Raw genomic sequence first — 14065 nt, forward strand, 5'->3', positions numbered from 1 at the left:
CTTAGGAGAACCATGAGCCCCGTAGATCTCATTCGACACATCAAGCTGTCAACGGCCCGTCTGCCCCTCACCGTGCCCATCAGCGACGCCAAGGTCTTCACGGGCCGTCAGAAGCCGATGACCGAAGTCGTATTCCTCTTCGCCGAGATCACTACGGAGCAGGGCCACAGCGGCATCGGATTCAGCTATTCAAAACGCGCTGGTGGTCCGGCCCAGTACGCCCACGCGAAGGAGGTCGCGGAGGGCATTATTGGCGAGGACCCCAACGACATCGGCAGGATCTACACCAAGCTTCTCTGGGCGGGAGCTTCAGTGGGCCGCTCAGGCGTTGCAACCCAGGCCCTGGCAGCAATAGACATCGCACTTTACGATCTCAAAGCCAAGCGCGCTGGACTCCCCCTGGCCAAGCTGCTGGGCTCCTACCGCGACTCCGTGCAGACCTACAACACCTCCGGGGGCTTCCTCAACGCCACATTGGAAGAGGTTAAGGCACGCGCAACGCAGTCCATCGAAGAAGGCATCGGCGGTATCAAGATCAAAGTTGGCCTCCCGGATTCCAAGGAAGACCTTCGCCGCGTGGCCGGCGTCCGCGAACACATCGGCTGGGACGTACCGCTCATGGTGGACGCCAACCAACAGTGGGACCGGGCTACTGCCCTGCGTATGGGTCGCCAACTTGAGGAATTCAACCTCATCTGGATCGAAGAACCGCTGGACGCCTACGATTTTGAGGGTCACGCGCACCTTGCCCATGTTTTGGACACGCCCATCGCCACAGGCGAGATGCTGGCCTCCGTTGCAGAACACAAGGGCCTTATCAACGCCAACAGTTGCGACATCATCCAGCCCGATGCACCGCGCGTTGGCGGCATCACCCAGTTCCTGCGCCTTGCAGCCCTTGCCGACGAACGTGGCCTTGGTCTGGCTCCGCACTTCGCCATGGAGATCCACCTCCATCTGGCCGCTGCCTATCCGCGCGAGCCGTGGGTTGAGCACTTCGATTGGCTGGATCCATTGTTCGAGGAACGCCTCGAGACCAAGAACGGCCGCATGATCGTCCCGGACCGCCCCGGACTCGGCGTTACGTTGAGCGGGCAGGCCCGCGCCTGGACCACCGAATCCGTGGAATTCGGCGCGTAATCTTGAACCCATGAGCCGAAACCTGACTGCGGATCTCGCCGCTGACCTTCGCAACCGCATCGTCGACGGCGTCATCCAGCCAGGTGAGAAACTCCCCAGCGAAAACACCCTCATCAGCGAATTCGGCGTCAGCCGGACAGTGGTCCGCTCCGCCCTGACCCGTTTGCAGGCGGAGGGACTTGTCGAAACCGAGCGTGGGCGGGGCAGCTTCGCACTGACCCCGCCATCGGACGGCCTTCTTCAGGCTCCGGGCACCAGACCGGTTGTCAGCATGGAAGACCGGCTGCAGATGCTCGACTTCAGGATCGGTGTGGAGACTGAAGCCGCGGCGTTGGCCGCCCTGAATCACACGGAGCATCAATTAAAGGCAGTGCACGGCGCCTTGGAGCAGTTCACGGCAAGTTCCGGCCACCCGGCGCATTCCATGAAGGCTGACTTCGAGTTCCACCGGGCCGTGGCTGCTGCCTCAGGCAATCCCTTTTATACGGACTGCATCAGTGCGCTCGGCCAAACGATGATCACCATGCCGCGCACACGCCTCCTTGCCAGCGACGAGGAGGAATCCCGCGAACGCTTCGAGCAAGTGGTCCACGAGCACTCCTCTATATACGCGGCCATCGCCGATGCCGACCCAGCGGCTGCCTCGGCTGCCATGCGCTTGCACCTAAGCAATTCACGACGCCGGTTCAAGGGTTCGCCGCGCGGCTGAGAGTCAGGCACCCGGCAAAACAAAAGAGCCCCGATCCTAAGACCGGGGCTCTTTCAATTGCGTGCGCGAGGGGGGATTTGAACCCCCACACCCTTTCGGATACTGGCACCTGAAGCCAGCGCGTCTGCCGTTCCGCCACTCGCGCGCAACTTCTTTTTCAGGACGTTCTACCGGTCTCCCAGCTTCGTTTCCTTCAAAAGCAGCGAGATCAAGCATAACGGACATCCCAGACAAAACACCAATCGAGTCCCTACCGGGGTGGGGACAACCTCGCCGAGAAGTCCCCAGCCCACACAACTTCTGCTTAACGGCACGAAAATTTCACGCCCTTGCTCCCCCGTCAGGACGGGCCGGAATCGAACTTTTMCGCGTCGTAAGGCGTTGTGGATTAAGGCCATTCCCAGACACTCCCAGTAGTATCGGGAAGTGGAAGGGCCGTTCGGCGCTCACTTTGCTGTGTGCGTGGACGGGTCGAAGCACCGAGTATTGAACCAGGCACAGTGGGTGCCGCGGCGAGGAAAGGAGAAGGACCATGGGTTTGCTGGACAAAGTCGAGCGCGGCATTGAAAAGGCTGTCCGCAATGTCTTCTCCACAGGGTCGCGGGCACGTGTTGAGCCGGTGGAAATCGCGAGCAAGCTACGGCGCGAGCTGGACAATAAGTCCATCACGATCGCAGCCGGGCGTACTCTCGCCCCCAATGTTTTCGATGTCCTCCTCAGCGACGAAGATTTCGGACGGGCCCAGGAGTGGGGGACTCCGCTGGCAGAGGAACTGTGCGATGTTGTCATCCAGCACGTTCGCAGCCAGGGCTACACGCTCCAGGGCGCGGTCCGGATTTCGTTCCGTCGAAATGAAGAGGAACGCGCCGGACACTTCGAAATAACTTCCCGGACCGAGAAATCCTCCGACGACGCCGCTCCCGCGCCACAGGCTCCACGGCCAAATGTTCCAGCTGCACCCGCCCGGCAGCCCACCCGACTCCAGCCTGTCCTGGACATTGGCGGCCAAAGGTATTCCCTCAATGCCCAGTCGGTCGTGCTGGGCCGCTCTTCGGAAGCGGACATCCTGGTGGATGACACCGGGGTTTCCAGGAAGCACCTTGAGGTCCGCACCCAGAACGGCACCACGTGGGCCGTTGACCTTGGATCCACCAATGGCAGTTACGTCAACGGGCACAAGGTGGACGGCAGCGTGGAGCTCACTGACGGCTCAACCATCACGATGGGACGTACAAAGATCATTTTCCGCCTCCTCCCCCAGACCCTGGGTGGCCACGCGTGAACGACGTCAGCGAACTGACCATCACGGCACTTCGCTTCGGTTTCCTGCTGTTGCTGTGGGTCTTGATCTTCAGCATCGTGTCCACCATGCGCCGCGACTTCCAGATCGGCCGCAAGGCAGTGACCGGAGCCCCCACAGCACGCGAGGTCCGCAAGCACCCCGAACTGGCCTCCTCGCCGGCGCCTGCCATTCAACATGCGCGCAACTTGGTGGTCACTGAAGGCCCCCTCAAAGGCACCACCCTTCCCTTGGCGGCGAGCCCCATCCTGTTGGGCCGCGCGCAGGAAGCCACCCTGGTCCTGGAAGACGACTACGCTTCCGGCCGGCATGCACGCTTGTTCCCGCAGGGCAGCCGCTGGTTTATTGAGGACCTCGGGTCCACCAACGGCACCTACCTGGCCGATCAACAGCTGACCCGTGCCCTGCCGGTGGAGCTTGGCGTTCCCGTGAGAATCGGCAAGACGGTTATTGAATTGAGGCCGTAGTCCATGGCCTCTCCCGAGACCCCGGAAGGCAAGGAAACGCCGGCGGAGCGCCCACTAATCATGCGCTACGCCGCGCGATCCGACGTCGGACGGATCCGCTCCAAGAATGACGACTCCGCATATGTGGGCCGCCATCTGGCAGTCGTTGCCGATGGTATGGGAGGTCACGCCGGCGGAGACGTCGCCTCGGCTTCCACGGTTCTGGACATGATCCACCTCGATCATGATGACTACTCGGACGGCGCCGACACGATCCTCGCCGATGAGATCCAGACCGCCAATTCGCTGCTGTCTGAACTGGTGCATCAGAATCCCAAGCTCTCCGGCATGGGCACCACCGTCACCGCCCTGCTCCTTGAGGGTCGCAAACTGCATTTCGCCCACATTGGCGATTCCCGGGCTTACCGCCTGCGGAACAAGAAGTTCGAGCAAGTCAGCATTGATCACACGTTTGTTCAGCGCCTCATTGATGAAGGCCGGCTCCGTCCCGAAGAAGCCGAAACACATCCCCACAAAAACGTTCTGATGCGCGTCCTGGGTGACGTCGACGCCAGCCCTGAACTGGACTTGGATGCCCTCGACGTCGAGCCTGGCGAACGCTGGTTGCTCTGCTCAGATGGCCTCAACTATGTGGCAGGGCACGTGGTGGAGCGGGTATTCCGGGAAACCAAGGATCTTCGGGAATGTGCGGAAACCCTCGTTAATCTCACGTTGGAAGCCGGCGCCCCGGACAACGTCACCGTGGTCGTGCTGGAGATTGTTGAGGAGACCGACGACGACGTCAACACGGCCGCCGTCGACGTCGTTCCTCCCGCGACGCTTGCCGCGCTGGACGAGCCGGAATCAAATGCTGCAGATAAGCCGACGGAAGGTCCCACTGCCAGCAAGCCCGCAGACGCCAGTCCGGGCGAGCTTAAGGCAACAGCGACCAAGGATGGCAAGGTTGCAGACGCCGGTTCATCCTTCAGCAATGGCGACCCAACTGCGGGGAAGACTGAGTCCGATGACGACGACGGGACCTCCAAAGAGCCGCCCACCACTACTGACCCCCACCTAGGTGAGCATCTTTCCGCTGAGGTCCTTCGCGAAGAGCTCGCCAGCCGTCCCCATGAGCTTGTGGGTGCTGCAGCTACCGCTGCCGAAACGGGATCAATCCCGACGGTGGCAGGCCGCACCGTTGCTCGACGCGCGGCTACTGTCCTAACCCACAAAGCCGAGCAGGACCGACTGGAAGTCGAAGAACCGGCAAGACGCCGCATTCGCTGGCTCATGCCCGCCGTCGCAGCTGTTGTTGTGCTCGGCGTCGTGGTGGGCCTATGGCTTGGCTACGCTTGGACGCAGACCCGCTATTACGTTGGCGAGTACGATTCCCGTGTAGCAATCTTCAACGGCATTTCGCAGCGGCTCGGCCCCATCCAGCTGTCCCGGCTTGAGGCTGTCACTGACCTACGTGTTGAGTCCCTTCCCGAGTACGGTCAACAGAGTGTTCGGCAGACCGTTCCTGCCGGAGACCTTGATGATGCGCAGCGTATTGTCGAGAACCTGAAGAACTACGGCAGCACGTCAGGAACCTGTCCCAGCACCAGCGCTTCCCCCACTCCATCAGCGACAACAAGTGTTCCCATTCCAAGTACAGCGGCCATTGCCAGCCCCACGCCTTCGCCCGTACCGACTCCCTGTGAGGCGGCAAAATGATCCAGACTGAGACCGCGCCCAAGCCGCGCCGCAATGTTGAGCTGGTGCTCATCGTGCTTGCGCTTGCCGTTGGCATCGGCGCCAGTGCTTTGGTAAGCATCAACTCCGAAAGCGGACTGGACAGCGACTTCTGGTTCCAGTCGAGCCTCTTGGCTGTCGCTGCCTTTGCCTTCCACGTCGTGTTGAGGCTGCGCGCCAAGTATGCCGACCCAGTAATACTTCCGATCGTTGTTGCCTTGAACGGGCTCGGCCTCGCTTTGATCCACCGCATGGACGGGCCTGGGGACGATACCGGTAATAATCAGCTCCGTTGGACGCTTATTGCCATGGCGGTATCCATCGCCGTGATTTGGTACCTCAAGGACCACCGCATCCTGCGCCGGTTTACCTACATTTCCTTGGCAGCGAGTGCATTCCTTCTGATTTTGCCGCTGGTTCCGGGCATCTCTGCCGGTGAAGTTCTGGGCGCAAGCGTGTGGATCCGGATCGGCCCTATGACGTTCCAGCCAGGTGAAATTGCCAAGATCACACTGGCAATATTCTTTGCCGGGTATCTTTCCTCCAACCGGGACCTCATCCTGCTGGCAGGACGGAAAATTGGCCCCATGCAGTTCCCGCGGTTCAAGGACCTCGGTCCCATGATCACTGCCTGGTTGGTGAGCATTGGCGTCCTCGTATTCCAGCGCGACCTCGGATCGTCAGTCCTTTTCTTCGGCCTCTTCATTGTGATGATCTACGTCGCCACAAGCCGCATCTCGTGGGTAGTGATCGGGCTGGCCCTGATCCTTGGCGGCGGCTTCATCGCTTCGAAGATCTTCTCGCACGTTGCTTTCCGGATCGACAGCTGGATCAATGCCTTCACGCCCGAAGTCTTTGGCAGGTCCCCCGGTGGCAGTGGACAGATCGTCCAAGGTTTGTTCGGCATGGCTGACGGTGGCCTGGTGGGCACGGGCCTCGGCCAGGGCCGGCCGGACCTGGTGCCCTTCGCCAACAGTGACATGATCGTGGCACTCATTGGCGAAGAACTGGGCCTTATTGGCCTGTTTGCCGTTGTGATGCTCTACCTGTTGCTCTTTACCCGCGGTTTCCGTGCCGCCTTGGGCACCCGGGATGCGTTCGGCAAGTTGTTGGCCTGCGGGCTCTCCTTCGCAATCGCGCTCCAGTGCTTTGTGGTTATCGGCGGCGTCACCCGGCTCATCCCATTGACGGGCCTCACAACGCCGTTCCTGGCCGCTGGTGGTTCCTCGCTTTTGGCCAACTGGATAATCGTCGGCCTCCTGCTCATGATCTCCAACACGGCCCGTGGGCCCATAGATACCACTCCGATGGTCAACAAACCTCCTGCAAGCAGCACCAACCCGGCCGCCCGCAAGTCGGCCGCCGTACCCACACCGGGCGCACCCACGGAAGCGGTGAAGCATCCATGAACCAGGCAATTAGAAGTTCGTGGATGGCTGCTGTCGCCATGTTCGCGTTGATTTTCGGTGCCATCAGCTATGTCCAGGTCATTGGGGCTGACGACCTCAACGCCAATCCTTGGAACCAGCGGGCCATCCTGGCATCGTTCTGCAATGACCGTGGGGCGATCATCGTAGGAGGCAAGCCAATTGCAGAATCTGTCGCGGGAAACGAATCCTGCGCGTTCCAACGCAAGTACACGCAGCCCGAACTATATGCCGGCATCACTGGATACTTCTCCAGGGGCTTTGGTTCCACCGGGCTCGAACAGTCCCTCAGCGATCAGTTGGCCGGCAATTCCGACCAACTATTCCTGGACCGCGTCAGCCAAATGTTCCTGGGCAATGAGCCCAAGGGCGCCTCGGTGGAGCTGACGCTGGATCCCGCCATCCAGAAACTTGCCTATGACCTTATTCCGGAAGGCCAGCGCGGCTCAATCGTGGTGACCAACCCGAAAACAGGCGCCGTCCTGGCCATGGTTTCCAAGCCTTCCTACGATCCCAACCTGATCGCTACCCACGACAGAAACGCCGCAGCGGCGAACTACGCACAGCTGAACCAGATTCCGGGCATTAATTTGAACCAGAACGTCAGCGGGCCCACGGGTAACTTGCTGTCTCCGGGCTCCGTGTTCAAGCTCGTGGATACTGCGGCCGCCCTGAATTCGGGCAAGTACAACAAGGACAGCGAACTGCCGAACCCCAGCAGCCTGCCCTTGCCTGGATCCAGTGCGAGCCTGCCCAACTACGCTGGCGGTAACTGCAACGTCCGTGAAACGGCAACGTTCTCCTTCGCCCTAGAACAGTCGTGCAACACGCCCTTTGCGAGCATCGCGCTGGATCTGGGCCAGGACGCCATCCGGGGGCAGGCAGAGAAGTTCGGCTTCGGAGACACCTTCGGCGAGCAGCTCAAGCTCCAGCAGGCCGTCAGCGTCTTCCCGAAGGATCTGGACCAGGCGCAGCTTGCCCAATCCTCGGTAGGCCAGCGCGACGTCAAGGCAACTCCGCTGCAGATCAACCTGATGACGGCGGCAATTGCCAATGGTGGTGTGCAGATGAAGCCCAATCTGATCAAGACCGTCCGGGCGCCGGACCTCYGGGTAATCAGCGAGTTCAAGCCCGAGGCCCTCCGTACAAGCACCACCCAACCCATCGCGAACCAGATCACCCAATGGATGAGCAGCGCGGTCTCCAACGGCATCGCCAGCGGCGCTGCCGTCCCGGGGGTCCAGGTAGCCGGCAAGACCGGTACCGCCGAGCTCGGCGATTCAGGTTTGAACAACTCTTGGTTCACCGGGTTCGCCCCGGCGAACGATCCGCAAGTGGCCGTCACCATCGTCATGGAAGGTGTGGATGTGCTCACAGGCGCCAAGCTAACCAGTCCGAACGCAAAGAAGATTTTTGAGGCGGTGTTGAATAAGTGAGACCTACTTCGGGAATCACACTCGGCGGCAGGTTCCAGCTGACCAGTCGCATTGCGATTGGCGGCATGGGCGAGGTCTGGAAGGCCAAGGACCAGATCCTGGGCAGGATCGTTGCCATCAAGGTGCTCAAGGAGGAATACACCGGGGACCCAGGCTTCCTCCAGCGTTTCCGCGCTGAAGCCCGCCACACGGCACTCCTTAACCACGTGGGTATCGCCAACGTCTTCGATTACGGTGAAGAAGCCGGCTCTGCCTACCTGGTCATGGAACTGGTGCCGGGCCATCCGTTGAGCGGCATCCTCGAGCGCGAGCAGGTCCTGTCGCCTGACATGACGCTTTCGATCATCTCCCAGACGGCGCGCGCCCTGGCCGTGGCACATGCCCAGGGCCTGGTCCACCGCGACATCAAGCCGGGCAACCTGCTGATCACGCCTGACAACCGCGTCAAAGTCACCGACTTCGGTATCGCCCGCCTGGCTGACCAGGTCCCGCTGACCCAGACCGGCCAGGTCATGGGCACCGCCCAGTACCTTGCTCCCGAACAGGCAACAGGACAAACTGCCACTGGCTCGTCTGACATCTACTCGCTGGGCGTCATCGGTTACGAATGCCTCACCGGCCACCGTCCGTTCTCCGGTGAATCGCAGATCGCCATTGCCCTCGCGCAGGTCAACGACGCTCCGCCACCCCTTCCCGAGACGCTGCCTACTCCGGTGCGCGCCCTCCTGATGTCCATGCTCGCCAAGGACCCCAAGAACCGTCCAGCCAACGCCATCAAGCTTGCTGAGGCCGCCGAGGCTATCCGCAACGGCGATATCGCCACTGCCCACGCGGCCGTACCTGGAATGCTCCTCTTCGAAGCCGCTACTGGACCCCTAACGGCACCGGTCAATACCGCTACGGCCCCCACCGGCGTCGTTACCTCGCCGTTTGGCAAGGAGCACACCGCGACGTCGACTTCCGCGCTTCCGGTGATCGGCGCCACCGCCGCTGTTGGAGGCGCAGCCGGGGCTGCCCTTGGAGCTGCCGGCGCTTCCGCCGACAACCCTTTGTCGCGGGCAAATGCACTTGAGGCAGAGCGGCAGCTGAACGACGAAGAAGACGTTATCTACAGCGATGACGACAACTTCGACGACGTCGAGCCGGAGCGCAAGAAGCGCAGCCCATGGACTTGGCCACTCGTTGCCCTGATCCTGCTGGTGCTGTTCGCACTGGTTGGTTTCCTGATTTCACAGTCGGGCTTCTTCTCGCCAAATCCCGGTCCGAGCGAGTCCACATCTGCAAGCCCGAGCCGGAGCGCAAGTCCAACGTCGCAATCGGCCACCCCAACGCAGACGTCCCAGGCCCCCTCCCCGACGCCAACGCAGTCCACTCCCCAGAAGATCAACCTGATCCCCGAGGAGTATCTTGGACAACCCTTTGAAACGGTCCGCAGCCAGCTTGTTGGATTGGGTCTGCAGGTAAACGGGCAGGAAGTATTCAACACTGCCGCGGTGGGTACGGTAACCGACCTTAACCCCACGGGTCCTGTTGATCCAGGGGAAGTTATCACTGTCCAGTACTCCAAGGGTCCGGAAATGGTGTCCGTGCCCAGCATCGGTGTCGGCCTCAGCGAAGACGAGGTCCGGGGACTGATCGAAGCCGCGAACCTGCGGTGGGTCCCGGGCGATCCCGTCAACGGTGCCGTCGGCCAGAAACCAGGCACGTTCGTACGGTCCGAGCCGGCGCCTGGAACAAAGGTTGCCGCTGGTTCCGTAGTCACATACCACCTGTCCAAGTCGCTTGTCCCGAGCAATCCGACGTCCCCGAGCGCCAGCCCCAGCGGCTCCGGCAGCCCGAGCAAATAAGTAGCCGCCATGTCTACGCCACGGCCCGGTCCAGCGCACCGAGAGGAGAGCACACCTGTCTCTTCGCAGCGCATCCTCAATGGTCGCTACGAACTCGGTGACCTGATCGGCCGTGGTGGCATGGCAGACGTCTACCGTGGATCAGATACGCTGCTGGGGCGCACCATTGCAGTCAAAGTCCTGCGCGCTGACCTGGCCCGCGATCCCCAGTTTCAGGCCCGTTTCAAACGCGAGGCCCAGGCTGTCGCGGCACTGAACCACCCTTCCATCGTGGCCATCTTCGATACCGGTGAGTACTCGGTCCCGGGTGGGCCGGGTGAGGACGTGCGTGTCCCATACATCGTGATGGAGTTCGTCGCAGGACGGACCCTGCGGGACATGATCAAAGCGCACGAACTCGGTGTTGAAGACTCCATCGGCTACACCCTTGGCGTCCTCGCAGCGCTGGAGTACAGCCATCGGGCGGGCATTGTGCACCGCGATATCAAGCCCGCCAACGTCATGGTCTGTGCCGATACCGGGGACGTCAAGGTCATGGACTTCGGCATCGCCCGCGCCATGGCTGACTCCGCTGCCACCATGACGCAGACGCAGGCTGTGGTGGGAACAGCCCAATACCTCTCCCCCGAACAAGCACGGGGGGAGACCGTTGATGCCCGCAGCGATCTCTACTCTGCTGGCTGCCTCCTGTATGAACTGCTTACCAGCAGGCCACCATTCGTAGGCGACAGCCCGGTTTCAGTGGCCTACCAGCACGTCCGGGAGACACCGGACCTTCCCAGCGTCCATAACCCTGAAGTTTCAGAGGCTTTGGATTCCGTCCTTGCCAAGGCCCTGCAGAAGAGCCGGACTGACCGATTCCAGGATGCGGCTGCCTTCCGGCGGGCACTCAGGGCCGCGAGTAATGGCATCCCCGTGCCCGCTCTCCCCACCAGCGAGGCGCCTACCGACCCCAACGACCTCATTTCATCCGAAGACCCGGACACCCAGCTCCTGAGCGCCACAGCCGTGGGATTCCTGGATGTCGAGCACTACAAAGACGCGACCCAGGACCCCATGGCGGAACCGGTGGAGGAAGCCCTTCCCCTGGACCTCCCACCCGAACGGGAGCGGTCCGCCCACCAGAAGTCCCGGCGTCGTACTTGGGCGGCGACGCTGGCAATCTTCACTATCCTTGTTCTCGCAGGCGCCGGATTCTGGATCTACAGCCTCGTCAACGCGCCTCCCGCGACACCGGCCAGGGTGGCGGTTCCCTCGGTGACCAACATGTCGGAGTCCCAGGCGCTGCAAGAGCTCTACTCCGCAAAGCTGGTCCCCAAAACGGCACGTGTGGCCAGTGACAAGGTCGCCAAGGACATGGCGATCGGCACGGCACCCAGCGCGGGCTCCATGCTTGAACAGAACGCCGAAGTCATCCTCAACATCTCCAGCGGTCCCAGCTCGGTAACTATCCCTGCAGACATTGTGGGCCGCACCGAGTCAGACGCCCGCGACACCCTCCGGCGCCTGGGAATCACGGGCAACATCTCCAGCGTCAGGACCCATAGCCCGACGGTTCCCACCGGGCTCGTCATCACCACGGGTCCAGCCCCCGGGGCGCCCATAGCCGCGGGTTCCAACGTTGAGCTGCAGGTCTCCTCCGGCAAAGTGCTGATGCCCCAACTGATCGGTCTTGCCCAGTCGGAAGCCGAAGCGCTTTTGAAGGAAAACGGCCTCGTCATGGCGGTGGTGGAGCAGGAAAATTCCCAGGTGACCCCCGGCAAGGTCACGGCGCAAAGCGAAACCTTCAATACTGAAGTGGATCAGGGCAAGACAGTCACGGTAACGGTAGCCAAAGCCCCGGCTCCAACTCCCACACCTACGCCAACAGATACCTCGAGCCCCAAGCCGACGCCCACCAAGAAGGACTAACGGCTCGCGTCTCCTCAGCCGCCGCCACCCTCAGTGCTGGATCAGCGGGCTCAGCTTCGAAGCACGTTCGGCAGCGCCGGTCATGCCAAGGGACTCCAGCCAGTTGCCCAGCATCTGGTAGCCGCCTTCGGTGAGGACTGATTCCGGGTGGAACTGCACGCCGCAGAGGGGAGCGGTCTTGTGCTGCAGACCCATGACCACACCGTTGGTGGTCTCGGCTGTGATCTCCAGGACGTCCGGGATCGAGTCGCGAACCGCAGCGAGTGAGTGGTAGCGCGTAGCCGTAACGGGCGACGGAAGCCCGACAAAGACGCTCTTGCCTTCGTGCTGCACTGGCGAGGTTTTGCCGTGCATCAGCTCAGGCGCGTGGGTGACCACGCCGCCATAGGCTTCGGCAAGGGCCTGGTGGCCAAGGCAGACGCCGAACATAGGCTTGGCGGCCTCGCCGCACCACTTGATGAGGTCGATGCAAACACCGGCTTCTGCCGGCGTTCCTGGACCGGGAGAGATGAGGACTCCGTCACGGGCTGCGGCAAGCTCTTTTGCTTCTGCGAGTGTCACGTCGTCATTTCGGACCACGGTTGTCTCGGCGCCGAGTTCTTGCAGGTAGCCCACCAGGGTGTAAACGAAGCTGTCGTAGTTGTCCACGACGAGGATTTTTGTTGAGCTCATGGCTGCTGCACTAAACCAATCGTTGAGTCGGTCAAAGAAGTGAATTGTGAGAACCACGGGAAGAGGAACTCCACCATCAGGACGAGGGCTACGGCCACAAGCGCCACCGATGTCAGTATCCGCACCCACAAGGGGCCGGGCAAATTCCGAAAGATCCAGGCGTACATCCGTTACCCCTTTCCTTGGGCTTGGGCTACTTGGGCGGCGATTTCCGATGGCGGTCCCGCTGAGGCCGGTTGCCAACCCTCAAGGACTGAATAGGCGATGATGCGTTCCTGGGATCCGAAGCGCGGGTTGCAACTGGTCATGGTCAGGATGCTTTCACGGGGCGTGACTCCGGGTTGGGTGGGGACGGGCATCAGGACGTCGGTTTGGCTGGGCAACACAATCTGGTTGTTGCGGAAGACATAGGTGTAATAGCCGTCTGGCGTCTGGACGTAGATTTTGTCCCCGGGGACCAGGGTGTGGATGTTATCCAGCACAGCGCCGTGCGTTTGCCGGTGTCCTGCGACGGCAAAATTGCCCAGGGCTCCGGGCATGCCGGTGTTTCCGTAGTGCCCCAGGCCCAGTGTGTCCAGGACATCCTGGTCTGTTCCCTCGATAATTGGCCGCGTGTAGTCCGGACCAAATCGCGGGATGTACATGATCCCGATCGTTTTCCCATGGGCAGGTGCTGTCCCGACGACCGGCGGACCGTAGTCGGTAGCCTGGCTGACGGCCGGCGTTACCGGTCCCGCAAACTCCTGTGCAAAACTCTTCACGGCTTCGGTCTGCTTGGCGTCGGCCTCCACGTTGGTCCACCACAGCTCCCAACCCACAAAAAGCAGGAGGACAATGCCTGCGGTGATGAGCAACTCGCCCAGCACCTGGCTGATTTTCCGGATAACGTCCGAAGCTGTGCGCCGGGCCTTGGGAGGCTTTCCCTGCGTCCCTTGGGCGGACGGCACGGCGGCAGCCGCCGTCGTCTGCTGGTCCGCCACAGGGTCTCCTCGTATAGGGCGTGGGYGGCGCTGGCCTACCCCGGTTGCGGCTAGACTTGACAGCTAGTAACAACCCGGAGCACCGCGTGGCCGTTGACCGCTGGAATTTTTCCTTCCTGCAGGATACCAAGGCCGGCAGCATCGGGTTTCAATCGAACAGCCAAGGAGGATCCGTGCCCGAGTCCAAGCCCCGCAAGCGGCCTGCCCGTCAGGCCCAGCAGACTTCCGCCGCGCAGCAGTACAAGCCGAATCCCGTTTGGTACAAGCCGGTCATGTTTGGCCTCATGATCATTGGACTGATCTGGATCATCACGTTCTATATCACTGAGGGCCGGTTCCCAGTTCAGGACTGGGCTTCGTGGAACATCGTGGCTGGGTTCGGCATCGCAATCGTCGGATTCCTCATGACCACGCGCTGGCGCGCCTAGGAATCCCACACCTCACATTTCGGTGCCCGCGAACG

Annotated in this window: 12 protein-coding genes and 1 tRNA gene; 10 read left to right on the forward strand and 3 right to left on the reverse strand. The window is 61.6% G+C overall.

Going from position 1 to position 14065, the window contains the following annotated elements; genetic code table 11:
• Nucleotides 1-12 precede the first annotated feature (12 nt).
• A complete protein-coding gene (locus AB4Y87_RS15550; RefSeq protein ID WP_442005227.1) occupies nucleotides 13-1140 on the forward strand; it encodes an L-talarate/galactarate dehydratase in 1128 nt (375 codons plus the stop codon).
• A gap of 10 nt (nucleotides 1141-1150) precedes the next feature.
• Nucleotides 1151-1849: a FadR/GntR family transcriptional regulator gene (locus AB4Y87_RS15555; RefSeq protein WP_442005228.1), complete on the forward strand. Its 699-nt coding sequence runs from the start codon at nucleotides 1151-1153 to the stop codon at nucleotides 1847-1849.
• Between the two features lie 62 nt (nucleotides 1850-1911).
• Here the strand turns inward: AB4Y87_RS15555 and AB4Y87_RS15560 are convergent.
• Nucleotides 1912-1994 (reverse strand) — tRNA-Leu (locus tag AB4Y87_RS15560).
• A gap of 387 nt (nucleotides 1995-2381) precedes the next feature.
• Between AB4Y87_RS15560 and AB4Y87_RS15565 the strand changes: the two genes are divergently transcribed.
• Genes AB4Y87_RS15565 through pknB form a run of 7 tightly spaced genes read left to right on the forward strand, consistent with a single transcriptional unit; the run spans nucleotide 2382 to nucleotide 11950 of the window.
• Complete coding sequence (locus AB4Y87_RS15565) at nucleotides 2382-3131, forward strand: FhaA domain-containing protein (RefSeq protein WP_442005229.1); 750 nt, start codon at nucleotides 2382-2384, stop codon at nucleotides 3129-3131.
• Nucleotides 3128-3616 (forward strand): FHA domain-containing protein FhaB/FipA, encoded by a 489-nt coding sequence (locus tag AB4Y87_RS15570; RefSeq protein ID WP_442005230.1) that lies wholly within the window; start codon nucleotides 3128-3130, stop codon nucleotides 3614-3616. The genes AB4Y87_RS15565 and AB4Y87_RS15570 overlap by 4 nt, the downstream gene beginning before the upstream one ends.
• A 3-nt stretch (nucleotides 3617-3619) precedes the next feature.
• Nucleotides 3620-5311, forward strand: a complete 1692-nt coding sequence (locus tag AB4Y87_RS15575; protein ID WP_442005231.1) for a PP2C family protein-serine/threonine phosphatase — start codon at nucleotides 3620-3622, stop codon at nucleotides 5309-5311.
• A complete protein-coding gene (locus AB4Y87_RS15580) occupies nucleotides 5308-6738 on the forward strand; it encodes an FtsW/RodA/SpoVE family cell cycle protein (RefSeq protein ID WP_442005232.1) in 1431 nt (476 codons plus the stop codon). Before AB4Y87_RS15575 ends, AB4Y87_RS15580 begins: the two co-directional genes overlap by 4 nt.
• A complete protein-coding gene (locus AB4Y87_RS15585) occupies nucleotides 6735-8192 on the forward strand; it encodes a penicillin-binding transpeptidase domain-containing protein (RefSeq protein ID WP_442005233.1) in 1458 nt (485 codons plus the stop codon). Before AB4Y87_RS15580 ends, AB4Y87_RS15585 begins: the two co-directional genes overlap by 4 nt.
• Nucleotides 8189-10039: a protein kinase domain-containing protein gene (locus AB4Y87_RS15590; protein WP_442005234.1), complete on the forward strand. Its 1851-nt coding sequence runs from the start codon at nucleotides 8189-8191 to the stop codon at nucleotides 10037-10039. Before AB4Y87_RS15585 ends, AB4Y87_RS15590 begins: the two co-directional genes overlap by 4 nt.
• A 9-nt stretch (nucleotides 10040-10048) precedes the next feature.
• On the forward strand, nucleotides 10049-11950 hold the full coding sequence (gene pknB / locus AB4Y87_RS15595) for a Stk1 family PASTA domain-containing Ser/Thr kinase (protein WP_442005235.1): 1902 nt from the start codon (nucleotides 10049-10051) through the stop codon (nucleotides 11948-11950).
• Between the two features lie 30 nt (nucleotides 11951-11980).
• On the opposite strand, the gene AB4Y87_RS15600 is transcribed toward pknB, so the two are convergent.
• Both AB4Y87_RS15600 and AB4Y87_RS15605 read right to left on the reverse strand, forming a co-directional pair.
• Nucleotides 11981-12622: an aminodeoxychorismate/anthranilate synthase component II gene (locus AB4Y87_RS15600; protein WP_224094520.1), complete on the reverse strand. Its 642-nt coding sequence runs from the start codon at nucleotides 12620-12622 to the stop codon at nucleotides 11981-11983.
• 170 nt (nucleotides 12623-12792) lie between these two features.
• The gene (locus AB4Y87_RS15605) at nucleotides 12793-13617 is read right to left on the reverse strand and encodes a class E sortase (RefSeq protein ID WP_442005287.1); all 825 of its coding nucleotides are present in this window, start codon (nucleotides 13615-13617) and stop codon (nucleotides 12793-12795) included.
• Between the two features lie 158 nt (nucleotides 13618-13775).
• On the opposite strand from AB4Y87_RS15605, the gene AB4Y87_RS15610 reads away from it, so the two are divergent.
• Complete coding sequence (locus AB4Y87_RS15610; protein WP_442005236.1) at nucleotides 13776-14030, forward strand: cell division protein CrgA; 255 nt, start codon at nucleotides 13776-13778, stop codon at nucleotides 14028-14030.
• Nucleotides 14031-14065: the final 35 nt, after the last annotated feature.

It is taken from the genome of Paenarthrobacter sp. RAF54_2 (genome assembly GCF_052113945.1).
Lineage (GTDB): Bacteria > Actinomycetota > Actinomycetes > Actinomycetales > Micrococcaceae > Arthrobacter.

Bases quoted from the DNA above. Each gene is read 5' to 3' on its own strand.
- AB4Y87_RS15580 (WP_442005232.1), top strand. From the start codon at position 5,308: ATGATCCAGACTGAGACCGCGCCCAAGCCGCGCCGCAATGTTGAGCTG.
- pknB (WP_442005235.1), top strand. From the start codon at position 10,049: ATGTCTACGCCACGGCCCGGTCCAGCGCACCGAGAGGAGAGCACACCT.
- AB4Y87_RS15600 (WP_224094520.1), bottom strand. From the start codon at position 12,622: ATGAGCTCAACAAAAATCCTCGTCGTGGACAACTACGACAGCTTCGTT.
- AB4Y87_RS15575 (WP_442005231.1), top strand. From the start codon at position 3,620: ATGGCCTCTCCCGAGACCCCGGAAGGCAAGGAAACGCCGGCGGAGCGC.
- AB4Y87_RS15555 (WP_442005228.1), top strand. From the start codon at position 1,151: ATGAGCCGAAACCTGACTGCGGATCTCGCCGCTGACCTTCGCAACCGC.
- AB4Y87_RS15550 (WP_442005227.1), top strand. From the start codon at position 13: ATGAGCCCCGTAGATCTCATTCGACACATCAAGCTGTCAACGGCCCGT.
- AB4Y87_RS15565 (WP_442005229.1), top strand. From the start codon at position 2,382: ATGGGTTTGCTGGACAAAGTCGAGCGCGGCATTGAAAAGGCTGTCCGC.